The sequence below is a fragment of the Aeromonas piscicola genome (genome assembly GCF_000820005.1).
Lineage (GTDB): Bacteria > Pseudomonadota > Gammaproteobacteria > Enterobacterales > Aeromonadaceae > Aeromonas > Aeromonas piscicola.
Genome location: NZ_CDBL01000052.1, coordinates 33,796 through 59,132, shown reverse-complemented (window position 1 = coordinate 59,132; position 25,337 = coordinate 33,796). Strand labels below are relative to the sequence as shown.

Annotated in this window: 22 protein-coding genes; 3 read left to right on the top strand and 19 right to left on the bottom strand. The window is 62.2% G+C overall.

The features are described 5' to 3' along the window. Nucleotides 1-49: 49 nt before the first annotated feature. The 8 genes from mshE to BN1128_RS10875 form a co-directional block, all read right to left on the bottom strand. Entirely contained in the window at nucleotides 50-1,759 is a 1,710-nt protein-coding gene (gene mshE / locus BN1128_RS10910; RefSeq protein ID WP_042868606.1) for an MSHA fimbrial ATPase MshE, read from the bottom strand. Between the two features lie 32 nt (nucleotides 1,760-1,791). Next, entirely contained in the window at nucleotides 1,792-2,877 is a 1,086-nt protein-coding gene (locus BN1128_RS10905) for a tetratricopeptide repeat protein (RefSeq protein WP_042868604.1), read from the bottom strand. Continuing rightward, complete coding sequence (locus tag BN1128_RS10900; protein ID WP_042868602.1) at nucleotides 2,874-3,764, bottom strand: ExeA family protein; 891 nt, start codon at nucleotides 3,762-3,764, stop codon at nucleotides 2,874-2,876. Before BN1128_RS10900 ends, BN1128_RS10905 begins: the two co-directional genes overlap by 4 nt. An 83-nt stretch (nucleotides 3,765-3,847) precedes the next feature. Continuing rightward, the gene (gene mshL, locus BN1128_RS10895) at nucleotides 3,848-5,524 is read right to left on the bottom strand and encodes a pilus (MSHA type) biogenesis protein MshL (protein ID WP_042868600.1); all 1,677 of its coding nucleotides are present in this window, start codon (nucleotides 5,522-5,524) and stop codon (nucleotides 3,848-3,850) included. Between the two features lie 70 nt (nucleotides 5,525-5,594). Further along, nucleotides 5,595-5,915: a SctD/MshK family protein gene (locus BN1128_RS10890; protein WP_042868598.1), complete on the bottom strand. Its 321-nt coding sequence runs from the start codon at nucleotides 5,913-5,915 to the stop codon at nucleotides 5,595-5,597. Further along, a complete protein-coding gene (locus BN1128_RS10885) occupies nucleotides 5,908-6,555 on the bottom strand; it encodes an MSHA biogenesis protein MshJ (protein WP_042868597.1) in 648 nt (215 codons plus the stop codon). The genes BN1128_RS10890 and BN1128_RS10885 overlap by 8 nt, the downstream gene beginning before the upstream one ends. Further along, on the bottom strand, nucleotides 6,555-7,148 hold the full coding sequence (locus tag BN1128_RS10880; RefSeq protein WP_042868596.1) for a PilN domain-containing protein: 594 nt from the start codon (nucleotides 7,146-7,148) through the stop codon (nucleotides 6,555-6,557). The genes BN1128_RS10885 and BN1128_RS10880 overlap by 1 nt, the downstream gene beginning before the upstream one ends. Further along, a complete protein-coding gene (locus BN1128_RS10875; protein ID WP_042868595.1) occupies nucleotides 7,148-8,011 on the bottom strand; it encodes a type IV pilus biogenesis protein PilM in 864 nt (287 codons plus the stop codon). The genes BN1128_RS10880 and BN1128_RS10875 overlap by 1 nt, the downstream gene beginning before the upstream one ends. A gap of 69 nt (nucleotides 8,012-8,080) precedes the next feature. Between BN1128_RS10875 and BN1128_RS10870 the strand changes: the two genes are divergently transcribed. Beyond that, nucleotides 8,081-9,028 carry a 1-aminocyclopropane-1-carboxylate deaminase/D-cysteine desulfhydrase gene (locus BN1128_RS10870; RefSeq protein WP_042868593.1) on the top strand — a complete coding sequence of 316 codons (948 nt, stop codon included), beginning with the start codon at nucleotides 8,081-8,083 and terminating at the stop codon, nucleotides 9,026-9,028. A 22-nt stretch (nucleotides 9,029-9,050) separates the two neighbouring features. Here BN1128_RS10870 and BN1128_RS10865 read toward each other — a convergent pair whose 3' ends face one another. Beyond that, a complete protein-coding gene (locus tag BN1128_RS10865) occupies nucleotides 9,051-10,979 on the bottom strand; it encodes an EAL domain-containing protein (RefSeq protein WP_042868591.1) in 1,929 nt (642 codons plus the stop codon). Nucleotides 10,980-11,523: 544 nt separating this feature from the next. Here BN1128_RS10865 and BN1128_RS10860 point away from each other — a divergent pair. Next, nucleotides 11,524-13,056, top strand: coding sequence for an EAL domain-containing protein (locus tag BN1128_RS10860; RefSeq protein ID WP_042868589.1), 1,533 nt, complete (start codon nucleotides 11,524-11,526; stop codon nucleotides 13,054-13,056). Here BN1128_RS10860 and BN1128_RS10855 read toward each other — a convergent pair. Further along, nucleotides 13,053-13,703, bottom strand: a complete 651-nt coding sequence (locus tag BN1128_RS10855; protein ID WP_042868586.1) for a class I SAM-dependent methyltransferase — start codon at nucleotides 13,701-13,703, stop codon at nucleotides 13,053-13,055. The genes BN1128_RS10860 and BN1128_RS10855 overlap by 4 nt on opposite strands. Before the next feature lie 263 nt (nucleotides 13,704-13,966). Between BN1128_RS10855 and BN1128_RS10850 the strand changes: the two genes are divergently transcribed. Continuing rightward, complete coding sequence (locus BN1128_RS10850) at nucleotides 13,967-15,064, top strand: calcium:cation antiporter (protein ID WP_042868584.1); 1,098 nt, start codon at nucleotides 13,967-13,969, stop codon at nucleotides 15,062-15,064. Between the two features lie 70 nt (nucleotides 15,065-15,134). Here the strand turns inward: BN1128_RS10850 and hutH are convergent, their stop codons facing one another. From hutH to ftsE, 9 genes are all read right to left on the bottom strand, one after another. Continuing rightward, a complete protein-coding gene (gene hutH, locus BN1128_RS10845) occupies nucleotides 15,135-16,667 on the bottom strand; it encodes a histidine ammonia-lyase (RefSeq protein WP_042868582.1) in 1,533 nt (510 codons plus the stop codon). A 1-nt stretch (nucleotide 16,668) separates the two neighbouring features. Next, nucleotides 16,669-18,372: a urocanate hydratase gene (gene hutU / locus BN1128_RS10840; protein WP_042868580.1), complete on the bottom strand. Its 1,704-nt coding sequence runs from the start codon at nucleotides 18,370-18,372 to the stop codon at nucleotides 16,669-16,671. Nucleotides 18,373-18,425: 53 nt separating this feature from the next. Beyond that, on the bottom strand, nucleotides 18,426-19,370 hold the full coding sequence (gene hutG, locus BN1128_RS10835; RefSeq protein ID WP_042868578.1) for a formimidoylglutamase: 945 nt from the start codon (nucleotides 19,368-19,370) through the stop codon (nucleotides 18,426-18,428). Further along, the gene (hutI, locus tag BN1128_RS10830) at nucleotides 19,363-20,598 is read right to left on the bottom strand and encodes an imidazolonepropionase (protein ID WP_042868576.1); all 1,236 of its coding nucleotides are present in this window, start codon (nucleotides 20,596-20,598) and stop codon (nucleotides 19,363-19,365) included. Before hutI ends, hutG begins: the two co-directional genes overlap by 8 nt. Nucleotides 20,599-20,753: 155 nt before the next feature. Then, the gene (gene hutC, locus BN1128_RS10825; RefSeq protein WP_042868575.1) at nucleotides 20,754-21,458 is read right to left on the bottom strand and encodes a histidine utilization repressor; all 705 of its coding nucleotides are present in this window, start codon (nucleotides 21,456-21,458) and stop codon (nucleotides 20,754-20,756) included. 11 nt (nucleotides 21,459-21,469) lie between these two features. Beyond that, nucleotides 21,470-22,129, bottom strand: coding sequence for a carbonate dehydratase (gene can / locus BN1128_RS10820; protein ID WP_042868573.1), 660 nt, complete (start codon nucleotides 22,127-22,129; stop codon nucleotides 21,470-21,472). A 125-nt stretch (nucleotides 22,130-22,254) separates the two neighbouring features. After that, the gene (rpoH, locus tag BN1128_RS10815; protein WP_011899178.1) at nucleotides 22,255-23,109 is read right to left on the bottom strand and encodes an RNA polymerase sigma factor RpoH; all 855 of its coding nucleotides are present in this window, start codon (nucleotides 23,107-23,109) and stop codon (nucleotides 22,255-22,257) included. Nucleotides 23,110-23,561: 452 nt separating this feature from the next. Further along, on the bottom strand, nucleotides 23,562-24,515 hold the full coding sequence (ftsX, locus tag BN1128_RS10810) for a permease-like cell division protein FtsX (RefSeq protein ID WP_042868569.1): 954 nt from the start codon (nucleotides 24,513-24,515) through the stop codon (nucleotides 23,562-23,564). 109 nt (nucleotides 24,516-24,624) lie between these two features. Further along, the gene (gene ftsE, locus BN1128_RS10805) at nucleotides 24,625-25,293 is read right to left on the bottom strand and encodes a cell division ATP-binding protein FtsE (RefSeq protein ID WP_042868566.1); all 669 of its coding nucleotides are present in this window, start codon (nucleotides 25,291-25,293) and stop codon (nucleotides 24,625-24,627) included. Nucleotides 25,294-25,337 lie beyond the last annotated feature (44 nt).

Below are 25,337 nucleotides of genomic sequence, written 5' to 3'. Positions count from 1 at the left end.
CAGCGTCATGACAACCAGCACGGGGGTTGGCGTTGAAGTGAGTCATGGCTTACCCCAGATCCTCGGCCAACCGCAGCACCTCGTCCACCGAGGTGATCCCCTGGCGGGCGTAGTCAAGGGCGGTGAGGGCAAGCGGCCGGTAGTGTTCATGCTGGCGCGCCGCCTTGGCGAAGCCTTCGGCATCGTTGCGGCGCAGGGCATCCATCATGGGTTGATCCAGCTCCAGCAGCTCGTAGACCCCGATCCGGCCGGAGTAGCCGGTGAAGTTGCAGCTCTGGCAGCCACGCCCCTTGTGATAGGCATGCTGACCGGGCGCCTCGCCGGAGAGCACTGTCAGCCAGGTGGTCTGACCCTCGTCAGGCGCCCTCTCCTCGACGCAGTGCTCGCACACCCGCCGTACCAGCCGCTGGGCCACCACGGCCCGCAGCGCGCTCGCCACCAGATAGCCGGGCGCCCCCATGTCGATGAGGCGCAGGGCGCTGGTGACCGCATCGTTGGTGTGCAGTGTGGTCAACACAAGATGGCCTGTGATGGCGCCGCGCAGGCCTATCTCCACCGTCTCGTTGTCCCGCATCTCGCCCACCAGCAGTATGTCCGGATCCTGGCGCAGGGTGGAACGCAGCACATGGGAGAAGGTGAGGCCGATCTTGGGGTTCACCTGCACCTGGTTGACCCTGGGCAGCCGGTATTCCACCGGATCTTCCACCGTGATGATCTTGTGGCTGGCCTGATTGAGCTCTGAGAGGGCGCCGTAGAGGGTGGTGGTCTTGCCGCTCCCGGTGGGCCCCGTCACCAAAATCATGCCGTGGGGGCGTTTGAGCTGACGACGGAAACGGGTCAGGATCTCCGGCGGCATGCCGGTCTCGCTCAGCGACAATATGCCGGAGGATTGATCCAGCAGCCGCATCACCACGGACTCGCCGTACTGCACCGGCATGGTGGACATACGCACATCCACGTCCCGGCCGCGCACCTTCATGTTGAAGCGGCCATCCTGGGGCAGCCGCTTCTCGGAGATATCGAGCCCGGCCACCAGTTTCAGGCGCAGCACCAGCGCCTGGGCGATGCGCACCTCGCTCAGGATATTCTCGTGCAGTATGCCGTCGATCCGCTGGCGAATGCGCAGCACCTTCTCGTCCGGCTCTATGTGAATGTCGGAGGCTCCCACCTGCACCGCGTCCTCGAACAGGGAACGCAGCAGCTTGGCCACCGTCGCCTCCCCCTCGTCGTTGGCCCCGAGGTTGCTGGAACCCAGTTCGAAGCCGGTATCCTGGTACTCCTCCTGCAGCTGTTCGGCGAAGCTCTCTATTTCACGGGTACGGCGATAGAGGCGGTCGAAATACTCCAGCAGCTGGCCTTCCCGCGCCACCGCCAGCACCATCTCCCGCGGGCGCAGCAGCGCCGCGATGGCGTCGAGGGCACTCAAGTCCGCCGGATCCGACATGGCCACGGTCACCCGGTTGTCGGTGAGGTTGACCGCCAGCGCGCGATAGCGACGCGCCTGCACCTCGGGCAACAGCGGCACCGCCGAGGCGTCTATGGTGAGGTTGTTGAGATCGAAGAAGGGCACGTCCAGCTGGCGGGCAAGAAACTGCAGCAGCTGTACCTCGCTGATGAAGCCGAGATCGATCAGTGTGGTGCCCAGCTTGCGGCCGGTCTGACGCTGCTGCTGCAGGGCGAGCTGCAGCTGATCATCCGAGATGATCTGCTCTTGCACCAGCAGGTCGCCGAGGCGCATTTTCAGTCTGGGTTGTGCCATGCAAACTCCAAAAAAGTTAACCGTCTCGCCCGTCAGGGGGCAAGCTGGGCAATTCGCTGTTCAATCCAGCTGGCCGATGCCTCGCCGAGGTTGCCGTGCAGCTGGGCGTTGCGATAGGCGTCAAGCGCCCGCTGGCTGTGACCCTGGCCATCTTCGGCCACGCCGAGCCCGAGCCACCAGCGGCCCTGATCCGGCTGCTGACGCAGCAAGGTCACATAGATCTCGGCCGCCTCGGCGTTGCGGCCCAGCTCCTGGGTCAGGCCGGCCCAGGTGGCGTAATAATCCAGATTGCTGGCCAAATCAGGTTGATAACCGGTCAACCAGCCGAGCGCCTTGAGCTGATCGCCGCTGCTGATAGCAAGCCGCGCCAGCAACAACCGAAAATCCGCCTGCGCGGGATCGAGCCGGATCCCCTCTTCCAGCAGTTGGGTGGCCTCGCTCAGCCGACCCTCGCCATAAAGCAGACCCGCCAGTTGTTCACGGGCGCCCTGATTGTTCGGGTCGTGGACCAGCACCTGATAGTAGTTATCCTGGGCATCGCGCAGTTGCCCCTTGGCCATGGCGGTGGTGGCCTTGCGCTCGGCCAGGGTCGCCAGCTCGGCCTCGGAGAGGTTCACTGTCTCTATCTTCAGCACGCCCGGTTTGCGCGGCGGCGGGGCGACCGCCTCTTGTTCCGCTTCCAGCTCGGCATAGAGGTCTGGCTGCAGCGATTCATCGCTCGGGGTCACCTCGACATAACCGGTTTCATCCTGATCCTCCACCGCTGGCTCAGGGTCAACGGCCGCATGGGGCTCGGGCCTGGCGCCTGGGGTGGGCAAGGCCACCACCAGATCCACCTGCTCCTGCTCCTCGTCCGTCGGTGTGACCGGCACAGCGCGGGCAACGGCATCCGGTCCTGGCTCGCTGGTCGCCTGCGCCAGACTCTGCGGTGCGACCCGCTGGCTCTGCTGCCAGTAGATCCAGGTCCGCCAGCCGAGAATGCCGAGGGCCAAACCGCAGATCAGGGTCAGCACCAGCATCCACCAGCCCTGCTGCCGCACGGGAGGCACATAGACGGCCCCCTCGGCCCCCTGCTGACGCTGTTCCAGATCCTTGAGCATCTGGTTGATCACGCTCATGGCCAGACTCCGTAAGCCAGGGCGCACCCCAGCAGTAGTAACAGTGGCCACCAGCGCCCTCGACCGGGGCGACTGGCATCGTCGGTATCGCGAATGGCGAGGTGCACCAGACCGGCATCGATCTGGCGCTCACCCCGGCCATAGGCCAGCATCAGGCACTTCTGCGCCAATATGTTGATGAGTCGCGGTATGCCACGGGAGGCGCGCCACAGCAGGCGCATGGCGCGACCACCGAACAGCGGGGCCCCGCGATAACCCGAGACCTGCAATCTGTGCTCCAGATAGGCGCGGGTCTCGTCAAAGCGCAACGGCCGCAGGCAGTAGGAAAAACCGATCCGCTGGCGCAACTGGCGCAGGTGGGGTTTGGCCAGCCGGGTGTCCAGCTCGGGCTGACCGAACAGCACTATCTGCAACAGCTTGCTCGACTCCGTCTCCAGGTTGCCGAACAGCCGGATCGCCTCCAGGGTCTCGTCCGGCAGGGCTTGCGCCTCATCGATCAGTACCACCACCCGGCTCCCCTGCCGATGCAGGCCTATAAGGTGGCGATGAATGCGATCCGTCAGATCCAGCTCGTTGCCTTCGCGTACCGACAAGCCCAGCTCCAGTGCCAGCGCGGTGCGCAGCTCGGCCGGGCTGAGGTGCGGGTTGGGCAGCCAGGCCAGACGCACAGGACAGGCCTCCGAGCCCAGCTCGCTCAGCAGCTTGCGACAGAGCAGCGTCTTGCCGGTGCCGACCTCGCCGGTCACCTTGATGAAGCCCTCCCCCTGCGCCAGTGCCCAGTTCAACACCTGCAGCGCCTCCTCGTGCGGGGGCAGCCCGTAGTAAAAACCCGTGTTGGGGGTGAGGCCGAATGGCGCCTCCTGCAAACCGAAGTGGTTCAGGTACATGAGTCGTCACCGGCCTGGGGGCCTGCCGTGGCACCGAGCCACAGGCCGCATGGAACAAGGCCAACCGCGTGCTGTGTCATGGCTTAGCCCTTGGGCGGATACCACTTGTCGAGCAGATCGGAGGAGCGCTGCAGTTCGTTCTGCCAGGTGTCCTTCTCCACCACGGTCGGTTTGAGCAGGATCACCAGCTCCACCTTCTTGGTGCTCTCGCGGCGATTGGTAAAGGCCTCGCCGATCCAGGGAATGTCCCCCAGCAGCGGCACCTTGCTGACGATCTCCTGCTTGTCGGTCTTCATCAGGCCGCCGATGACTATGATGTCGCCGTTGTTGGCCTGCACCACTGTATCGGACTCGCGGATCGAGCTCTTGGCGAGCGGCAGCTCCAGCGGCTCGGCCGTACCGACTTTGATAATCTTCTTCTGCTCTTCGGTATCGATAACAGAAGGATGAATATGGAGCAGCACCCGACCCTCTTCATCGATCTGCGGCGTCACGTCCAGCGCTATGCCTGAGAAAAAGGGGGTCAACTCCACATTGGGGGTCACGATAGGCTCGGCCCCTGTGGACGTGGTGGTAGAGGTCGAGGCATTGGTGACGAAATATTCATCCGTTCCCACCTTGATCACAGCCTTCTGATTGTTGGTCGCCGTCACCCGCGGGCTGGAGAGGGTGTTTACATCGCCCTGGGTCTTGAGCAGGTTGACCGCCACGTTGAAGTTGCCGTCGGAGATCTTGAAGCCGGCCCCGCCCCCCAGCGCACTGAAGATCTGATTCGGGGTGTTGGCAATCGGGCTCGGCGTCAACGAGCCGCCGCCGGTGATACCCTTGTTGCCATCCCAGCTGGCGGAGAGACCGCTCCAGTCCACCCCCTGCTCGTAACCCTCGTTGAGGGCCACTTCCAGAATGCGCGCCTCCAGCACCACCTGACGCTTGAGGTGGGTCTCGGACTGGCTGAGGAATTCGCGTACCGCTTTAAGCTCTTTTGGATAGGCGCGGATGGTGACCAGACCCGCCTGCGGGCTGGTGATGACGGCACGGCCATCGCCACTGCCGATCAGCATCTCCAGCGAGGTGCGCAGATCGGTCCAGTAGTCGCTGTTGGTGTCTGTCTCTATGCGGGTGCCGTTACTGTTATTGGAACTGGCATTGCCGTTGGAGGCATTGCTGCTACTGCTGTTGTTACTGCCGCCGTTGGCGTTGTCGAAGCTGCTGTTATTGCTGTTGTTGCTGTCGTTAGAGGTCACCCCGCCCGTACTGACCGAGGTACGGGACAGACCACGACGGGACATCATCAGGTAGTTGACCGGTATGGTTTCGGTGCGCAGCCCAGCCGGATAGACGTGGAACACATTGCCCTTGCGCTGCACGTCGAAGCCGTACATGTCACCCACCACCGCCAGCACCTCGGGCAGGGTCACGTCCTTGAGCTCGACGGAGATCTGGCCGGCCACGCCGGGATGCACGGCCACGCTGTAGCGGGAACCCTTGAACAGGGAACCGAAGAACTCCACCGCATCCACATCGTGAGCGGCGATGCGCAACCGCTGTTCCGGCATGCTGAGGGCCTGGGGCGGCCGGTTCATCTGCAGCAGTTCGCTCTGTACCGACTTGGGCACGGTCGCCAGTGCCCCGACCTTGTTCTGCTCGGTCATGGCGTGTTTCAGTGCGTCCTTGGCCTGCACGGGTTCGGGGTGCCGGTAGCTGGTACAGCCTGCCGCCAGTACGGCCACAGAGATCAGGCAGAGATGATTTTTTTTCATGTAATGGGTGCACCCTGACTTGCAATTAAACTCGACAAACCTTGTCCCACCCATCCAGGGCGGGGCACGTTCAGATGCGGACCTTGCTGGCGAACAGGGTCAGCGACTGGCGCTTGCCCCCCTTCTCCAGCACCACGGCATCTGCACTGATGGCCACCAGTCGATATCCCTCGATCTGCTGGCCCACCCGGTAACTTTTCCCGTTGAGCACCGCCAGTGCCGGGCCATTGCCCAGCATCACGCTCTGCAATGTTGGTAAACCTGTGCTCTGGCTGGCGGTGGCCCCCGCCTGACTGTTCATCCCGTCCAGCGGTTCCGTGGGATCCTGCAGCACCTCGGCCTGGGCCACTGAGCCCAGCAGACAACACAATAGCGTCAGCCATCTAACCACGAATAAACTCCTTGCTGGTGCTCAGGGTGTAGATTTCCATCTCTACCACGGCCTTGGGATACTCCTGTACCTGGTAGTCAAACTGCTTCCAGTAGAAGTGCCGGGGCAGTGCCTCCAGCGCCTTCAGGTACTGATAGACATCGAAGTAGCCGCCCTCCAGCTTGAGGCGGATACCGTGCTTGAACAGGTTGATGCGCTGATCCCCCGCCATCAACGGCTGAGGAGCGAGTGAGGTCAGCGCCAGCATGTGCAAATTGGCGGAACGTGACAGCAGGGCCTCCAGTACAGCCGGCATCTCGTGGGCCTGGATCAGGTCCACCGTCTGGGCCTTGAGATCGGCATCCAGCTTGCCGATATCCCCCTCGACCCGCACCAGCTGATCGCGCACGTTCTGATCGGGATCCCGCGCCAGCCGGGCCTGCTTGCCCAGGTTCTCGAGATCCATGATCTCCAGATCCCGCTGGGCCGTGGTCAAGGCCACCCTGTCCTGCTCCAGCCGCAGGACGGCTCCATCCAGCCAGCCATAGATGGCGCCGGCACAGACCAGCACCAGACCGGTCAACAGGATCAATACCCGCTCGCGCTGGCTGAGGGCGGCAATCTTGTCCGCCCATGCCTGCCATTGTGCTTTCAGGCTCATCAGGGCTTCTCCCGCTCGATGCCGCTGAGCTGGAAGGCCAGCCGGCCCTCCTTGTCACGGCTCAGGGTCAATTCACCAAACTGCTTGCCCGCCAGCGACGGGGTCTGCTTGAAACGGTTTACCCAGGCGGGCACATCCTGGCTGCGACCGGCAAAGCCGGACAGATTGATGCGCCCCTCGGCGATCTCGATCCGCTGCAAGGAGAGCTGCCGGTCCCGAATGCGGGAGAGATCGGCCATCAGGCCGGCGTAGCCCTGGGATTTTTGCAACGCCAGACTGCCGAGCTGATGCATCAGCCCCTGCTTGGCGGTCAGTTCTTCCTGCTTGCTGACCAGCTGCTGTTGCAGCAGGGTATTGGCCTGGTGGCGAGTCAACTCGGCATCCAGCCGTTGGGCCTCGCCACGCTTGACCTCCAATGCCGCGCGCACCTGCGCCAGCTCACGGCCGACCCCTTGCTGCTGCCAGCCGTAGAAGGCGGCCATGCAGAGCAGCAATGCCACGCAGCCACCCCACACCAGCGCCATCTGGTTGAGGCTGGCCCACTGGCGTCTGGGGCGAAATTCGGCGCCATAGAGGTTGATCTGACGCTTCATCAGGCATCCTCCCCGATAGCGGCAGCATAGGCCGAGAGATATTCAACCCCGGCTAACACAGCTTTGTTGGCCATGGCGGAGACGGCGAAGCCGAAGGTCTGTTCCATGTGGCGCACCAGGGTGCCGATAAAGGAGGAGGCGATGGCGAGCTGCATCTGACCCAGATCCGGCAGCTTGAGCTGGCCGACCAGGTAATCGAGGGAGCGCTGGATCTCCAGCGCCAGCGAGTCGAGCAGCATGCTGTCCGGCTCATGCTCGCCAGTGAGGGCGGTGAAGCCACGCAACTGGCGGGAGAAGCAAAGGCCACCCTGATGGAATACCAACAATTGCAGATCCTGCCCCCTGGGCTGCCACAGCAACATGCGCACCGCGTTGTCGGCCTCATAGAGTGCCGTCATGGCCAGCTCGTCGCTGACGATGGCATCCAGAATGGCAATGCCGTTGACCGCATCCGCCAACTGCTGCACCCGCGTTTTGGGCACGCAGATCACGCTGATGCGCGGCCGACCGGCTGGCGGCGTGGGCAAATCCACGTAGTCCATGGCGAGCTGCAATACGGGCTCATTGACGTAATCCTTGACCGCCCAGGGCAGAGCTCCGGCCATTTCGGCCTCGGGCACGGCGGGCTTGTCGATCTGGACTTGCTGATAAAGGCTGGCGGCGAGGGCGACCCGCACCTTAGACTTGGCGAGGCCATGGCGGCTGAACAGCTCGCTCATGGCAAGCGGCCACTCTTGCGGGCCGTTGATGGCGCGGGTGGCGAAGACAGGGGGGTTGCCCAGCGAGGCCAGCATGATCCGGTCGCTGGCAAGCAGGAGCCCCACCTGACGGCTTGGGGTCGAACGTCTGAAAAGTTGTTTCATTGAAACCCGCACCTGGCTGCATAAAACGCATTAAACCTTAGCATAAACAGGGCATTAGCCTCCAGATAAATGACGGATTACTCATTGTTACCCAGTTCGACCCGCCCGCAGGCGTTTGCCCTGCAACCGACTATGCTTCCCTCGCCGCTCCAGGCCATCTCGCACCCTCTGCTGACCGCGCATGGCGTAACGCTCTGGTGCAAGCGGGATGACCTGATCCACCCGACCATCTCGGGCAACAAATGGCGCAAGCTCAAGTACCAGCTGCAACACGCCCAGGAGCAGGGCATACGGCACCTGATCTCGTTTGGTGGGGCCTACTCCAACCACATCCATGCACTGGCAGCGGCAGGGTGCCAATCCGGCCTTAACACTACCGGCATCATACGCGGTGAACCGGATGCCGCCAGCAATTCCACCCTGAGCGCGGCAAAAGACTGGGGCATGGATCTCATTTTTGTCGACCGCCAGAGTTACCGGCGGCGGCAGGATCCGCACTGGCTGGCCCAGTTCACGGCGCCCGATACCCTGATAGTGCCGGAAGGAGGCAGCAGCCCGCTCGCCATTCCCGGGGTGGCCGAGCTGGTCGGCGAGGTGCCCTTCTCGCCGGATCTCTGGGTGCTGCCCTGCGCCAGCGGCGGCACCTTGGCTGGCCTCATCGCCGGCAAACGGGAGCAGGAGCGGATCCTCGCCATCGCGGTACTGAAAGGGGCAAACTTCATCGCCGACGAGGTGCGCCGCCTTCACCCGGCCGCGGCCACCACTCCCGGCTGGCAGATAGCGCTGGATCACCATGGTGGCGGCTATGCCAAATTCAGCCCGGCCCTCTGGCAGTGGGTGCAAGCCTTCAGTGCAGAGACGGGCCTGCCGCTTGAGCCCATCTACAGCGGCAAGGCCATGTGGGGCCTGTTTCGCGAACTGGCGGCCGGGCACATCCCCCGCGGCAGCAAGATAGTCTTTATCCACACGGGTGGCATGCAGGGGCTTCTGGGTTTGAAAGAACAGGGCCGGATCTGAAGGCTGCCCTGCGGTCACCGGATCAGGCGCCGGCCGGCTCCATCACCAACCGCTCCGGTTCGGCGAACCAGGGCCCCTGCCCGGCATGGACGCCGAGGTGGCGCAGCATCTTCCACTCGTCGCCACTCTCCACCCCCACGGCGATGACCCGGGTGCGGGTATTGGCGCAGCCCCCCACCAGGCTGCGTACCGCCATCTGGTTGACCTGACGGGTGTGGATCTCCCGCACCAGACTGGGGTGGAGCTTGAGGAAGTTGATCTCGAACTCCTTGATGTATTGGGTACTCACCACATCCTGACCGGCGTGATCGATGGCCAGCTGGCAGCCCAGCATGCGCAGCGCCCGCAGCGGCCGCTTGAGCGCCTCGTAGTGGCGAGTCACCTGAGCTTCAGATAATTGCAGGATCAACCGCTCGTTGGTGCTGCGCGGCAGCTGGAACAGATCGAAGAAGAGCCAGCGCTGAAACTCGCGGTGCAGCAGGCTCTGGGCGCAGAGGGTCAGGCTGATGGGGCAGCTCTGCTCTGAGCGCTGACGCAGCAGCCGCAGGGTCTGCTCCGCCACCAGCCGATCCAGCGGCAACAGCAGCCCCGCCTTCTCGGCCATCGGCATGAAGACACCGGCCTGCAACTCCCGCCCCTGCTCATCGTGAATGCGGATCAGCAAGTCCTGCTGCAACACCACCTGATCCCGCTCCTGCTGCACCGGCTGTACGTAGAAGTCGATGCCGTGCTCCTCGATGCGGCGGCCGATCAGGGTGCGCCAGCGTACCGTGCCCTTGCTGCTCTGCTCCTCATCCAGCTGCTTCTCGTAGAGGAACCAGCCGGTGTGACCCTGCAGCCGCGCGCTCTTGAGCGCCAGCTCGGCCTCTTCCTGCACCTTGAGCAGGGAATCCTGTGCCTGGTAGCAGACCGCGCCGAGGTAGACGGCGGTCTCGACATTGACCGCCTCGGGCCAGTGCAGCCGCTGCAGGCTCTTGTGCAGCTGACCCGCCCCGTCCACCATCTCGCTCTCGGACATGTTGGGCAGCAGCACGGCGAACACCTGACCGGCATAGCGGGCCTGCAGGGCGCCGTTGTGCTTGCGCACGAAGGCGGCGATGGAGGCACTCGCCTCCATCAGCAGCTCCTGGCTCTGGCGCCCGCTCAGCTCGGGATCCAGGTCCTCCAGACCGGCGAGCTCGATCAGCAGTACGCCGCCGCTCATCACGCTCGCCTCCATGATGGCGCTCTCCAGTCGGTTGTCGAAGAACAGGCGGTTGCCTATGCCGGTCATCTTGTCGACGAAGGCGTTGCTGCGGATGAAGTTGTCGAAACGGCTGCGCTCCTTGCGGGCATCCGCCAGCTCGGCCAGCAGATAGTCGATGGCCTGACTGGCAGAGACGGGCCACTCATCGGCAGGATCGTGCGCCAGCTTGGTGAGCTTGTTGTCGAGGATCAGCTGGGCGCGCTCGGCCAGCAGCTCGGCGCCCCGCAGTTGCAACCGCAGCCAGCGAATGGAGTACCAGAGTCCGAAGATGACGATGAAGACGCCGAGGGAGATGCCGGACATGGCCTGCATGGAGTATTCAAACTCCTTGAACGGCCGCTCCAGTTTGAAGTCCGCCTGCATGCCGGTCTGATGGGAGATGGGTTGGCTATAGGGGATCAGCAGACTCTCGTCGGTCTGCTGCTGCACGTCGCGAAACCAGTAGACCCGCTGCTTGCCCTGCCGGATCTCCAGTTCCACCACATGGGCCGAACGCAGCAGGGTCGGCAGCCAGCGGGTGAGATCCTGGTGGTCGTCAGCCACCTCCAGCTGCTTGTCGATGATCTCGACCAGGGAGTTGACCTTCTTTTGCTGCAGCTCCATGCCCAGTTCACGAAAGCTGAATACCCCGCCGAGCAGTACCATAGCCATGGCGGCGATCACGCACAGGGTAATAAACGAGACAAGCTGAGTAGTCAGTTTCATGTGCTTTTCCGTATGCCCGACAACATCCATGTGGCTTCATCGTATCAGCCAACGCCGAAGCGCGCCTATGGACGAAGATCCCGCTTCTGGAATTAAGCGGGCGAGCATAACCAAATGGGCACCGGAACACCAAGCCTGACGGCGAGCCGGTCGTGAAAAATGACCACAGGGGCAGGAAACGGAAGATGGGCGACAGGATCAGGGAATTTCAGGCAGAAAAATGGTCCCACTAAGGGGACCGAAAGAAACACTCATATCAAAACTAACACTCTGTGCTACTGACAAAAAAACAGATACAGGAGTATTGAACACACGGTGAGTCAAACCGCACGGCTACTCTAGCCGCTTCAGATAAGCTGGACAATTGTCATTTATGACAGGTAAGCGATTGAATCTTCATCACCTGATTTAACAAAGTCTTTATTTATCATGTTGTTATAATTTGTCGTTGCGAGTGAGGAATGAGCAGCTCAAATCGATGTAGCTAATGCACTATGATATTGCAGCTCATATACATCCCATCTCCCCATCAGGCAGGTGTACCTTGCGACGAATTTCCCCTCTCTGGATCAGTCTGCTGCTGTTCTGTTTGCCCGTGCTGGCGTGTCTGCCCCTCAGCCAATTGCTCGGCAAGCCGCTGGCACGCCATATGTTGCAACAGAAACGGGAGGAGATAGAGGCTGCGCTGACAGAGCGTCACAAGGCGCTGGATGAGAGTATCCGCACACAGCTGTCCCAGTTCGCCTTCGACTGCGGACCCGAGGACATGGCACTGCTTCGGGGTCCCCGCTTCTATAACCTCCATATTCGCCTGCAGGGCCTCATCCTGGCCTCCGGGGCGAACTGCTCCAGCCTGGGGTTCCTTATCCCCTTTACCACTGCCGAACTGCCGCCCTATTCCGCGCAGGAGCAATTCGGGGTGGCAGCCACGCCGGCTCAGTTCAATACCGAGCAGGAGCTGGTCGCCTACTTCCGGCACAACGGCAACACCGCCTACTGGGTGCTGAACAACAGCTGGAGCCATGCCCTGTTGCAAACCCCTTGTGCCGACTGCTTCTACCTTGAATTCAGCCAGCAAAATGCGGGCAAGCTGGCCTCGCTCTTCCCCCGAGGAAACAAATCCATCAAACAGGAAGAGGGCAGCCAGAGCCTGAGCTTTCTTGAGCCCGAGAATCAGATAAGGCAGACCCTGTGGGCGGGCCAGGCGCTGGAGCGCTATGCCCGGCAGCAGGCACGGCACTATGGGCTCGGGTATGGCGGCGCGCTGGGGGTCTTGCTGGTGGCCGCCTACTGGGGGCTGCGCAACTATCGGCGCTCCCTTAAGGGTTTGCTGCAAGCCGGGCTGACCCGACGGGAATTTGTCCCCTTCTATCAGCCCATAGTGGATAGCCGCAGTCAGCAGGTGGTTGGCTTCGAGGCACTGCTGCGCTGGCAGCGGGGGCGCGAGCTGGTGCCGCCCGGCGCCTTCATCGACTACGCGGAGGAGCAGGGGCTGATCCTGCCGATGACGGAACAGCTGCTGGAGCGGATCATGACGGATCTTCCCCGGTTGGCACCGGCGCAGTGGGTCAGCGTCAACATAGTGGCCACCCACCTGGAGCAACCCCATCTGCGCTCCCTGTTGCAGCGACACGGCTGGCCCTCCCCGACCCGGCTCACCTTCGAGCTGACCGAACGCAAGCCGATCACCGATATCAAGGCGGCGATCAGGGAGATCACGGCACTGCAGCAGCTGGGCTATCACTTCAAGCTGGATGATTTTGGCACCGGCTATGGCGGCTTCGCCTACCTGCAGCGACTCGGCATCCGCCAGATCAAGATCGACAAGATGTTCGTCGACACCATAGGCACGGACGACCTCAAGCGAACGCTGCTGGACTCAATCATCGCCTTCGGTCACGGATCCGGCATGGAGATGATCGCCGAGGGGGTCGAAACGGGGGAACAGGTCGACTATCTGCACCAGCACGGGGTGCATCTGATCCAGGGCTATGTGTATGCCAGGCCCATGGCCTTGACCCAGCTGCAGATCTGGCAGTTGGCATGGCGACAGAACCATGCCGGTGAGAAAGGTTAACGCCGGTATTGCAGTATCTGGCCGCGAAAGGGTTGGCTCAGATAGCTCACATCCAGCGGCTTGTACTGGCTGTGCGCATAACCCAGGCTCATCATCCGCTTGCTGAAGCGGCCCTGCTGACCACGGCCCGGATCCACCAGGATCACCTCGCAGTGCGACTTGGCATGCTGCTCGATAAAACCGGCCAGGGTCTCGACCTGGCCGCGCTCATAGAGCAGATCGCTGCCTATGATGAGATCGAAGCGGCCCAGCTCGGTGACGGCATCTTCCCAACCGGTACGGATGAAGGGGATGAGCGCCCCCTTGTTGAGCAGCACGTTGGCCGCCAGAAAGGCCCCCGCCTCCGGGTGATAATCGGTGGCCGTGATGTCCGCCAGCCTGTGGTTGAGCACCAGACTCGCCAGGGCTATGCCGCACCCCACCTCCAGGATCCGCAGATCCGCCACCTCGTGCTCCACCATCAGATGGGCCAGCACATTGCCGGAGTCCCAGACGATGCCAAACAGCGGCCAGAACGCCGAGGAGATGCCGAGCGCCTCTGCCTCCCCCTCGTCATCGGAGAACTGCTGGTTGTCGCGCAAAGTACGCAGGTGGATGTCGAGTTCGCCAAACTCTATGGTGTGATAACGCAGACGCACAACAGACATGGGAGTCCCTGGTCGGGATGCAGCCAGACCCACAGAAGCATGAATTCGACCGGCATGACCCCATGCTACGCAGTAACCGGGTTGATACCTATCTATATCCCGGCTCGACCGGGCGGCTGCGGCAAATTACATCTTGCAACAAAATGATTTTCCCCAGGCAGTACAACTCCCTTTATCATTAGCAGGCTTGCCACACCCGTGGCGGCGCGTTTTGCCTCCATACCCCGTCGGCCCAGGCCGCCCCGAGATGAGAACCATTGCCTATGAAGTCATTTATCCGGCAAGAGATTGCCCTGCCCGTTGGCCTGCTGACCCTGCTGTTTTTCAAGACGCTGGGCAGTGACCTGCTGACAGAGGCCACTCCGCTCGGGATTTATCTGCCTGTCTCGGCGGCGCTGCTTGCCATCGTCACCTGGGCCATCTTCTCTGTGGTACGCCACTCGGATGCCCTCGCCATCAAGCTGGGTGAACCCTTCGGCACCCTTATCCTGACGCTCTCCGTCATCTCGCTGGAAGTGGTGATGATCTCCTCCGTCATGCTGACCGGCGACCCCAATCCCGTGATGGCCCGTGACACCATGTTTGCCGTGGTGATGCTGGTCACCAATGGCCTGGTGGGCTTCACCCTGCTGTTTGGCGGCTGGCGCTACCACACCCAGAGCTTCAATCTGGATGGTGTCAAATCCTACCTGGTGGCCATCATACCGCTGGCCCTGCTCTGCCTGGTGCTGCCCAACTTCACCCGGGGCGGCACCATTGGCAGCATGTCGAGCCCCATGTCCTGGATGCTGATCATCATCTCCATCCTGCTCTACGGTATCTTCCTGCTGATCCAGACCCGCAGCCACAGCCACTTCTTCGTCGACAGCGACCACGAGGATTACGAGGAGCACCACGGCCCGCTGCGCAGCAACGTCTATCACACCATACTGCTGCTCGCCTATCTGGTGGTGGTGATCCTGCTGGCCAAGACCCTGGCCGTGCCCATCAACTTCGGCGTGAAGATCATGGCGGCGCCTCCTGCGCTGGGTGGCTTTATCGTGGCCTGTATCGTACTGGCCCCCGAGGCAGTCGGTGCCATCAAGGCAGCCTTCAACAACCAGTTGCAACGGGCCATGAACCTCTATTTCGGCTCTGTGCTGGCTACCATAGCCCTGACAGTACCGGCCGTGCTGTTCATCGGCGCCATGCTGGGCCAGGAGGTGCGTCTCGGCCTCTCCGCCGCCGACATGGTGCTGCTCGTCACCACCCTTATGGTCTGCAAAGTGACCTTCAGCAGCGGCCGCACCAATGTGCTGCATGGTGCTACCCACCTGGTGTTGTTCGTGGTTTACCTGTTCCTGATGTTTGAGCACGAATAACGGATCACGCTACCGCAGCAACGAAAAGACCGCCCATGAGGGCGGTCTTTTGCTATGAAACGAATGGGGATTAGAGGCTGGGCAGCACACCGGCCGGGATCAGGTCGTTGTAACTCGCCCTGGCCAGCAACTCGGCTGCGGCTTCAATGTCCGGCGAGAAGTACCTGTCCTTGTCGTAGAAGCTGACCTCTGCCCGCAGCCTACCCTTGGCCTGCTCCAGCAGCGCTGTGGTGCGCAGCGGAGCACGGAAATCCAGCCCCTGCGCCGCCGCCAGCAGCTCGACGGCCAGTATGCCACGGGTGTTCTCCGCCATGTCCGCCAGTCGGCGAGCCGCGAAGGTGGCCATGGAGACGTGATCTTCCTGGTTGGCGGAGGTGGGCAGGCTGTCTACCGAGGCGGGATGAGCCAGGCTCTTGTTCTCGGAGGCGAGCGCCGCCGAGGTGACCTGGGCGATCATGAAGCCCGAGTTGACACCGCCGTTGTTGACCAGGAAGGCGGGCAGGCCCGACATGCGGGAATCGATCAGCAGCGCCATGCGGCGCTCTGACAACGACCCGATTTCGGCGATAGCCAGCGCCAGATTGTCGGCGGCGAAGGCCACGGGCTCTGCGTGGAAGTTGCCACCGGAGAGGATCTCCTCATCCTCGGCGAACACCAGCGGGTTGTCGGAGACCGCATTGGCCTCGCACACCAGCACCTCGGCAGACTGACGGATCTGGGTCAGGCAGGCCCCCATCACCTGGGGCTGGCAGCGCAACGAGTAGGGATCCTGCACCTTCTCGCAGTTGTGGTGGGACATGCCGATCTCGCTGCCATCCACCAGCAGGTGGCGATAGCAGGCGGCGGCATCGATCTGGCCACGCTGACCGCGCACCTCATGGATGCGGGCATCGAACGGACGACGACTGCCCAGCGCCGCCTCCACGCTCATGGCGCCTATGGTGATGGCGCCGGCGAACAGATCCTCGGCGTGGAACAGGCCTTCCAGCGCAAACGCCGTGCTGGCCTGGGTGCCGTTGAGCAGCGCCAGTCCCTCCTTCGGTGCCAGAGAGATGGGCTCGAGACCCGCGATCTTCAGCGCCGTGGCTGCGTCCATCAGCTCGCCCTTGTGGCGAGCCTTGCCTTCACCAATCAATAAGCAGCTCATATGGGCCAGCGGCGCCAGATCGCCGGAGGCGCCGACGGAGCCCTTCTTCGGTACCACAGGATAGACTTCGGCGTTGATCAGGGTCATCAGCGCCTCAAGCACAGTCAAGCGGATGCCGGAGAAGCCCCGCGCCAGCGAGTTGACCTTGAGCACCATCATCAGCCGCACAGTGGCGTCATCCATGTAGGTACCGATGCCGGCGGCGTGGGAAAGCACGATGGAGCGCTGCAATTCATCGAGCTGCTCCACCGGAATGCGGGTGTTGGCCAGCAGGCCAAAGCCGGTATTGATGCCATACACCACCCGGTTTTGCTCGATCACCTTGGTGACCACGGCTGCGGAGGCGTGGATCCCCGGCAGGGCGGCAGGATCCAGGCTGATATGGACCGGCTCGCGGCTGACGCGGCGCAGGGTGTTGAGGCAGATCTTGCCCGGTAACAGATTGAGTTCAAACATCTTATTTAACCCCTTTGTCCGTTGCGGTCAGCATCGGCAGATCCAGTTTCGCCTCATGGGCACAGTTGATGGCAATCTCGTAACCCGCATCCGCATGGCGCATCACGCCAGTCGCCGGATCGTTGCGCAGCACGCGGCCGACCCGCCTGGCGGCGTCATCGGTGCCATCGCAGACGATCACCACACCCGAGTGCTGAGAGAAGCCCATGCCCACACCACCACCGTGGTGCAGCGACACCCAGGTTGCGCCACCGGCCGTGTTGAGCAGGGCGTTGAGCAGCGGCCAGTCGGAGACGGCATCCGAGCCATCCATCATGGATTCGGTCTCCCGGTTCGGACTCGCCACAGAGCCGGAGTCCAGGTGATCGCGGCCGATGACCACGGGCGCCTTCAGCTCGCCATTTTTCACCATCTCGTTGAAAGCCAGGCCCAGGCGTACCCGATCCTTGACCCCGACCCAGCAGATCCGCGCCGGCAGGCCCTGGAAGGCGATGCGCTCGCGGGCCATGTCGAGCCAGTTGTGCAGGTGGGGATCGTCCGGGATCAACTCTTTGACCTTCTGGTCGGTCTTGTAGATATCTTCCGGATCGCCGGACAGCGCCACCCAACGGAAGGGGCCGATCCCCTCGCAGAACAGCGGACGGATATAGGCGGGCACGAAGCCGGGGAAGTCGAACGCATTCTTGACCCCCTCCTCCAGCGCCATCTGGCGGATGTTGTTGCCGTAATCCAGCGTGGCGGCGCCACGGGATTGCAGGGTCAGCATGGCTTCCACCTGACGGGCCATGGAGTGACGAGCGGCCTGGTTCACTTCCTGGGGGGCGGATTTTTGCAGCTCGCGCCACTGGGCAACGCTCCAGCCCTGGGGCAGGTAGCCGTGGATGGGGTCGTGGGCCGAGGTCTGGTCGGTCACCACGTCCGGCGTGATACCGCGGGTCACCAGTTCGGCAAAGACATCGGCGGCGTTGCCGAGCAGGCCGACGGAGACGGCTGTGCCGCTGCGTTTGGCCTCCTCGATCATGGCCAGCGCCTCATCCAGGCTGTGCGCCTTCTTGTCGACGTAGCGGGTCTTGAGGCGAAAATCGATGCGGGTCTCGTCGCACTCGACGGCGATCATGGAGAAGCCGGCCATGGTGGCTGCCAGCGGCTGGGCGCCACCCATGCCGCCCAGACCGCCAGTCAGGATCCAGCGGCCCGCAGGCTCGCCGTTGAAGTGCTGGTTGGCCACCGCGAAGAAGGTCTCGTAAGTGCCCTGTACTATCCCCTGGGTACCTATGTAAATCCAGGAGCCGGCCGTCATCTGGCCGTACATCATGAGGCCTTTCTTATCCAGCTCGTTGAAGTGTTCCCAGTTGGCCCAGTGCGGCACCAGGTTGGAGTTGGCGATCAGCACCCGAGGCGCATCCTTGTGGGTCTGGAACACGCCGACCGGCTTGCCGGATTGCACCAGCAGGGTCTCGTCTTCCTCGAGCCGTGTCAGCACCTCGACAATCTTGTCGTAGCAGGCCCAGTTGCGGGCGGCGCGGCCGATACCGCCATAGACCACCAGCGACTGGGGATGCTCGGCCACTTCCGGATCCAGGTTGTTCATCAGCATCCGCAGCGGCGCCTCGGTGAGCCAGCTCTTGGCGGTCAGCGTGGTCCCACGGGAGGCACGGATGACACGGCTCGGATCCTGACGGGGATCCAGGTGTTGCTCAGACATACACACTCCTTGTTTTATCAATGCAGCAGCATGGCGACCTGCTCGGCAGGCCGCTACTTGGTTAACTGATGGACCAGCCGGGCGGCCACGCGGGCGCTGCGGTTATCCTGATCCAGGTTCGGGTTGTACTCGGCCAGATCGGCGAGCCGCAGCTTGCCGCTGGCCCGGATATGGGCGATCAGGGGTTCTATGACGGCCAGCTCGACGCCGCGGGCGGCGGGAGCGCTCACCCCCGGCATCACGGCGCCGGGCAGCACATCCAGATCTATGGTGAGATAGAGGTGATCGCAGCGGGCGATAAAGCCATCCAGTCCGTTCAGAAGCTCGGGCAGTGCGGCCTGGGTCATGGCCTCATCCAGCGCATACCAGACCCCAAGTTGATCGGCGCGGGCAAACAGCGCCTGGGTATTGGCGGTCTCGGCCACCCCGAGGCAGGCGTAATGAAACCCTGTGCCCTGGGCGGCGCACTGCTCGGCGATCTGGAAGAAGGGGGTGCCCGAGCTGGCCTGATCCACCTTGCGACGCAGATCGAAGTGGGCATCGAAGTTGATGATGCCGACCCGACCCTGACCGGCCAGATGGCGGTTGAGGCCGCTCCAGCTGCCGAACGCCACCTCGTGACCGCCCCCCAGCACCAGCGGGAAATGACCCTCATCCAGCAGGCTAGCTACCCGCTCGGCCAACCGGCCATGGGCGGCATCGAGATCGCCGTCATCGCAGCACAGATCGCCGCTATCAAAGACGGGACGGGTCAGATGCCAGGCACTGTTGGCCAACAGTTTGCGGATCGCCAGCGGTGCGCCGGCCGCTCCCACGCGCCCCTTGTTGCGGCGCACGCCCTCGTCGCAGGCAAAGCCCACCAGGGCGACGCCGGGTTCGGCTGTTCCGATCAGCGGCCATGCCTGCACCTTGTCGTGCCAGCGCAGGGCAAGCTCGCCATCTTCCGGATCCTGGCGCCCCTGCCAGACCGACATATGGGGCAGGCTGAACTTATCCATGCAGCGTCTCCTCGCCGTTGACGATACGGCTCACCAGCTGATCGACGCCGATGAGGTAACTGAGCTCGGCCGGGTGCCCGCAGTTCCAGACCAGGAAGTCCGCCAGCATGCCCACTCTCAACTGCCCCAAACGCTCCTGCTCGCCGAGCGCGCGGGCGGCGTTGCGGGTCACCCCGACCATGGCCTCGACCGGGGTCAGACCGAACAGGGTACAGGCCATGTTCATGGCCATACGCAGCGACACTATGGGGGCCGTGCCCGGGTTGATGTCGGAGGAGACCGCCATGGGCACGTGGGCCTTGCGCAGGGCGGCGACCGGGGGCAGCCGGGTCTCTTTCAGGAAATAAAACGCGGTGGGCAGCAGGGTGGCGACCACGCCACGGTGGGCCAGCGCCTGGATCCCTTCCTGATCCAGATGTTCCAGATGATCCACCGAGAGGGCGCCAAAGTTGGCGGCGAGCGCACTGCCCCCCAGGTTGGAGAGCTGTTCCATGTGGCCCTTCACCGCCAGACCGTATTGATCCGCGGCCAAATAGACCTGCTCGGTCTGGGCCAGCGAGAAGCCGATGTGCTCGCAGAAGACATCCACCGCATCGGCCAGACCGGCCTCGGCAGCCGCCGGGATTATCTCCTGGCAGATGGTCTCGACCCAGGAGTCAGGATCGTCGCGATATTCGGGCGGCACCGCATGGGCCGCCAGCAGGGTGGTCTTGACCCGGATCGGCAGCGCCTCCCCCAGCCGGCGGGCAACCCGCAACATCTTGAGCTCATCCGCCAGCGTGAGGCCGTAGCCGGACTTGATCTCCACCGTGGTGACCCCTTCCCGGATCAGCGACTTGATCCGCGGCAGTGCCAGCTCAAACAGCTGCTCCTCGCTGGCGGCACGGGTAGCCCGTACCGTGCTGAGAATGCCGCCACCCTTGCGGGCGATCTCGGCATAGGGCACCCCTTTCTGGCGCAGCTCAAACTCTTCGGCCCGGCTGCCGGCGAAGATGAGATGGGTGTGACAGTCGATGAGGCCGGGCGTCACCAGCTTGCCCTTCATGTCCTGCCAGTGGGCGGGATAAGGGCCCTTGAGATCCTGCATGGGCACCAGGGCGTGGATCTTGCCTTCATGAACGCCGAGGGCGTGGGGTTCCAGCAGACCGTAGTCCGCCAAATCGGGGCGCAGGGTGGCGGGTGTCACGTTGAGCCAGACCCGCTCGCAGTTCAACAGTTCCTTGTTCATACCGACCTCTAAATGTATATACATTAATTTATATCCGATCTCTGCCAGGAAAGAAAGGATCAAATTCACATCTTGATAACAGCGCTGTGATTAGAGTTTAAACACAAAAAAGCCCACCATGAGGTGGGCTCTGTCAAAACAATATGTATATACAATTAATTGAGGCTGGTCTTGGAACTCAGCTTGTAGCGGGAACCCGGCGAGAGCAGGCGGGCGTAGGAGACCAGATAACCTTCCGACCAGGTACGGCGGTGCAGCAACAGGCAGGGGGTATCGACCCGCACCTGCAGCAGACCAGCCTCACCGGCACTCGGCAGCACGGCCTCCACCACGTGCTCCATCTCGGAGAGGGGGCAGACCTCCATCAGATAGCGGTTTGGCGTCTGCTGGGTGAAGTCCTGCTCACCGTAGTCCGGCAGGCGCTCGGCATCGACGAAGCGCTCCTCCAGCTGCAGCGGCTCCCCATCGGCCTGATGGACGATGAGGCTGTGAAAGATGGGGGCGCCGACCCGCAGCCCGAGCTGGACCGCTACCTTCTCGTCGGCGGCCTGGCGTTGCAGCCGGATCACCCGAGCGCTGTACTCGCTGCCTCGCTCGGCGATCTCGTCAGCTATGTTGCGAATGGCCAGCAGCGGCGATTCGGTGCGCCTGTCCGCCACGAAGCTGCCGGAACCGGCGGTGCGCACCAGCCAGCCCTCGGCCACCAGCTCGCGCAGCGCCTTGTTGACCGTCATCCGGCTCACGGTGAACAGCTCGCACAGAGCTGCCTCGGTCGGGATCCTGTCCCCCGCCTGATAGTGGCGTTCGCGGATCCCGTCCAGGATGTGCTGCTTGATCTGAAGATAGAGGGCTGGCGCCAACGGCAGGTTCCTCAGCGACGGCGGTGGGGCGGACGCATGTCCGGCCAGGCGCGGTAAACATCGGGGATCTGATCCGGCCCGCTGATGCAGAGATCCAGATCGTGCAGCAGACCGTCCTTGATGCCATAGATCCAGCCGTGCACCGCCAGCTCCTGCCCTTTGCGCCAGGCATTCTGGATGATGGTGGTGTGGCAGACGTTGGCTACCTGCTCGGCCACGTTCAGCTCGCACAGGTAGTCGAAACGCTCGTGCTCATCTTCGATGGCATCCAGCTGTTCGCGATACTTGAAGTAGACATCCTTGATGTTGCGCAGCCAGTTGTCGATGAGCCCCAGCTCCTGGTTCTGCATCGCCGCCTTGACGCCACCGCAGCCATAGTGGCCACAGATGATGATGTGCTTCACCTTGAGCACCTCGACCGCGTATTGCAGCACCGAGAGGCAGTTGAAGTCGGTGTGCACCACCAGGTTGGCGACGTTGCGGTGGACGAACACATCCCCCGGCAGCAAGCCCATCAGCTGGTTGGCGGGAACCCGGCTGTCGGAGCAACCGATCCAGAGATATTCGGGGGCCTGCTGGGCGGAGAGGGTAGCGAAGAAATTCGGGTCCTCGGCCTTGATCCGTTCCGCCCACTCGCGGTTGTTGGTAAACAGGTCGTTCAACAGTTTCACTATCTGCTCTCCCTACTGTGGCAGTGGCGGCAACATAACATAGACAAGGGTAACCAAGGCAAGGCCGACCAGCTGCTCATGAAACAAAAACAGGGCCATCAGGCCCTGTTTTTGTTGGGGAGGCATCAGGCCTCCATGGCATCTTTCAGCTTCTTGAGTGCGTTTTTCTCAAGCTGACGCACCCGCTCGGCAGAGACACCATAGGTGTCGGCCAGCTCCTGCAGGGTGGTCTTGCTGTCATCATCGAGCCAGCGGGCACGGATGATATGCTGACTGCGCTCATCCAGAGTGGCGAGGGCCGAACTCAGGCGACGGGTCGCATGATCATCCCAGTTGTCGTTCTCTATGGTGGCCGCCAGATCGGAAGACTTGTCTTCCAGATAATGAACCGGGGCGAAACCGCCTTCATCTTCATCATCACCGACCAGATCGAACGCCTGATCGTAGTTGCTCATGCGTGCTTCCATCTCGGTCACATCGGTCGGGGAGACCCCCAACTCGGCGGCGACGGCCTGCACTTCATCATGGCTGAACCAGCCCAGACGCTTCTTGGATTTGCGCAGGTTGAAGAACAGCTTGCGCTGGGCCTTGGTGGTCGCCACCTTGACCATGCGCCAGTTGCGCAGGACATATTCGTGGATCTCGGCCTTGATCCAGTGCACGGCGAAGGAGACGAGTCGCACCCCGACAGTCGGGTCGAAGCGCTTGACGGCCTTCATCAGGCCGATGTTGCCTTCCTGAACCAGGTCAGCCTGGGGTAGACCGTAACCGGCATAACTCTTGGCGACGTGAACGACAAAACGCAGATGCGACATGACCAGCTGACGGGCAGCCTCGAGATCGCCGCCCTGCTGCAAACGCTCAGCCAGCTCACGCTCTTCCTCTGCGGTCAGCACAGGAATCGAGTTAACTGCCTGAATATAGCCTTCCAGACTACCTTGCGGAATCAGAGCCATAGTGCGCTGCAATGAAGTTCCCATGTTCTACCTCTTTCTTTTCAATCGAATCAGTCTAACACCCTGAGAGGGTCTGTCTACTGACCGGACGCCATTCTGCGGCCTGCATCAAACATAGTGAGCATGTCTGAACCGGGGTTATCTTAGGCCGGCAGGATGAATCATGAATGAACAGTCAAAAAAAGGGGGTCACAATCAAGGACCCCCGAAAAGTAGCATGCTAAGTCCATTGTTGCGGAGCTCGCAACCTTCACATGCTTGCCAAGTCAGACGAGCAAGGCAGAGGGGCCACACCCGTATAAGTTCTTCAGCACTTGTAGACTGCTTATAAATCAGAAGGTTCACAGGATCCAGAGAAGATCCCGAAGATCAGTATCGTTCAGATTACTCTCTGAACGCTGGCCGTGCCAGAAACGGCCCCTCTTTTACTTGATCCGTGTCTCAAAATCCAGCGCTTTAAAACGCTGATAAATCAATCAGGATGGTTCTATGTCGCGAATGTGGCGATGGACCGAGAACCAGGAGGCGATCAGCCCCAGTAGAGCCCCTAGCAGAATCAGATTAATCCCATCCACCGCCCCCATGCCGACCAGCCGGAAATTGCTGTTGTAGAGCCCGGCCAGCTCCTTCACCACACCCTCGCTCCAGATCACCATCACCTCGGTCAGCCACCAGGCCAGCATGCCGCCGATGACCCCGAACCAGATGCCGGTATAAAGAAAAGGACGATGAATGAAAGCATCGGTCGCCCCCACCAGCTTGAGCACTTCGATCTCGGATCGCTGGTTGAGGATGTTCAGGCGCAGGGTATTGCCGACGATCAGCAGCACGGCGGAGAGCAGCAGCACGGCTATGCCGGTGATGGTGTGGCGCAGCAGGTTCATGATCCCCTGCAAGCGGGTCAGCCACTGCAGATCCAGCTTGCCCTGTTCGACGCCATCCTCGTTGTTCAGCTTGTTGAGCAGCTCGGCTGCCCCTTCCGGATTCTGCCAGCGGGGATCGGGAATGACGCTCAGCACAGGCGGCAGCGGGTTGCTGTCGAGGTAATCGAGCGCATCGCCGAAACCGGAGATCTCGCGAAACTCCTTGAGCGCCTCATCCCGGCTCATGTAGGTGACGGACTCCACCTCGGGATAGAGCAGGATCCGCTGCTTCATGTCGAGAATGCTCTGCTCGGGCAGATCCTTGCGCAGATAGAGGGAGATCTGGGAACTGGTCTGCCAGCTCCCTTCCACCACCTCGGCATTTTTCAGCAGCACGTGGAAGCAGGAGGGCAGCGCCAGGCTGACGCCAAGCACCGCCAGCGTCATCAGGGAGGCGAGCGGATTGCGCCACAGCTCGCCCAGGCTGGAGAAAGCCTGACGGGCATGGTCGACCCAGTACATCATGAACCGGCGCAGCGGCGGTTGTTTATGACGAACAATAGCCATCAGAACATCTCCCCTGGCAAGTGTCTGGCGAGCAAAGAGCGGGCCGGATCCTCAACCCACGCCAGCATGAAGCGGCACTGTGGTGGCTGCTTGTGACGGAAAATAGCCATCAGAGCTCCTCCCCTGCCGAATACATGCGCCCTGCCTTGAGGGTCAGGGTGCGATAGCGCATGCGGGCGATCAGCCCCAGATCGTGGGTGGCAATCAGCACGGAAACGCCGAAGCGGTTGAACTCCTCGAACAGCCGCATGATGTCCATGGAGAGCTGGGGATCCAGGTTGCCGGTCGGTTCATCCGCCAGCAGCAGCGGCGGCTTGTTGACGATGGCGCGGGCGATGCCGACCCGCTGTTGTTCACCACCGGAGAGCATGCGCGGCTGGTAGCGCTCCTTGCCGAGCAGCCCTACCTTGTCCAGCGCCGCTGCCACCCGCTTGTTGATGTCGGCATGGCTGTAGCCGTCGATCACCAGCGGCAGCGCCACGTTGTCGAATACGGTTCTGTCCATCAGCAGCCGGTGATCCTGAAAGATCATGCCGATCTGGCGGCGCACATAGGGGATATCGCCCCGCCTGATATGACTGACGTCGTCGCCGTGAAAGAAGACACGCCCGTCGGTCGGCCGCTCCATCACACTAATAAGCTTCAAGAGGGTACTCTTGCCCGCCCCCGAGTGTCCGGTCAGGAAGGCCATCTCTCCCTTGCGCAGGTGAAAGCTGACCTTCTGCAACGCCTGATGGCCGCCGCTGTATACCTTGCTGACCTTATCGAAACGAATCATAACGGATCCCTGACAGTGACAAGCCCCGACCTGGGTCGGGGCAT

Coding starts and splice junctions, on each gene's coding strand:
- BN1128_RS10900 (WP_042868602.1), bottom strand. CDS start 3,764: ATGTACCTGAACCACTTCGGTTTGCAGGAGGCGCCATTCGGCCTCACC.
- mshE (WP_042868606.1), bottom strand. CDS start 1,759: ATGGCACAACCCAGACTGAAAATGCGCCTCGGCGACCTGCTGGTGCAA.
- BN1128_RS10865 (WP_042868591.1), bottom strand. CDS start 10,979: ATGAAACTGACTACTCAGCTTGTCTCGTTTATTACCCTGTGCGTGATC.
- BN1128_RS10850 (WP_042868584.1), top strand. CDS start 13,967: ATGAAGTCATTTATCCGGCAAGAGATTGCCCTGCCCGTTGGCCTGCTG.
- hutH (WP_042868582.1), bottom strand. CDS start 16,667: ATGTTTGAACTCAATCTGTTACCGGGCAAGATCTGCCTCAACACCCTG.
- ftsE (WP_042868566.1), bottom strand. CDS start 25,293: ATGATTCGTTTCGATAAGGTCAGCAAGGTATACAGCGGCGGCCATCAG.
- ftsX (WP_042868569.1), bottom strand. CDS start 24,515: ATGGCTATTGTTCGTCATAAACAACCGCCGCTGCGCCGGTTCATGATG.
- hutG (WP_042868578.1), bottom strand. CDS start 19,370: ATGGATAAGTTCAGCCTGCCCCATATGTCGGTCTGGCAGGGGCGCCAG.
- hutU (WP_042868580.1), bottom strand. CDS start 18,372: ATGTCTGAGCAACACCTGGATCCCCGTCAGGATCCGAGCCGTGTCATC.
- mshL (WP_042868600.1), bottom strand. CDS start 5,524: ATGAAAAAAAATCATCTCTGCCTGATCTCTGTGGCCGTACTGGCGGCA.
- BN1128_RS10855 (WP_042868586.1), bottom strand. CDS start 13,703: ATGTCTGTTGTGCGTCTGCGTTATCACACCATAGAGTTTGGCGAACTC.
- BN1128_RS10885 (WP_042868597.1), bottom strand. CDS start 6,555: ATGAGCCTGAAAGCACAATGGCAGGCATGGGCGGACAAGATTGCCGCC.
- BN1128_RS10870 (WP_042868593.1), top strand. CDS start 8,081: ATGACGGATTACTCATTGTTACCCAGTTCGACCCGCCCGCAGGCGTTT.
- rpoH (WP_011899178.1), bottom strand. CDS start 23,109: ATGGGAACTTCATTGCAGCGCACTATGGCTCTGATTCCGCAAGGTAGT.
- BN1128_RS10880 (WP_042868596.1), bottom strand. CDS start 7,148: ATGAAGCGTCAGATCAACCTCTATGGCGCCGAATTTCGCCCCAGACGC.
- BN1128_RS10875 (WP_042868595.1), bottom strand. CDS start 8,011: ATGAAACAACTTTTCAGACGTTCGACCCCAAGCCGTCAGGTGGGGCTC.
- hutI (WP_042868576.1), bottom strand. CDS start 20,598: ATGAACAAGGAACTGTTGAACTGCGAGCGGGTCTGGCTCAACGTGACA.
- BN1128_RS10905 (WP_042868604.1), bottom strand. CDS start 2,877: ATGAGCGTGATCAACCAGATGCTCAAGGATCTGGAACAGCGTCAGCAG.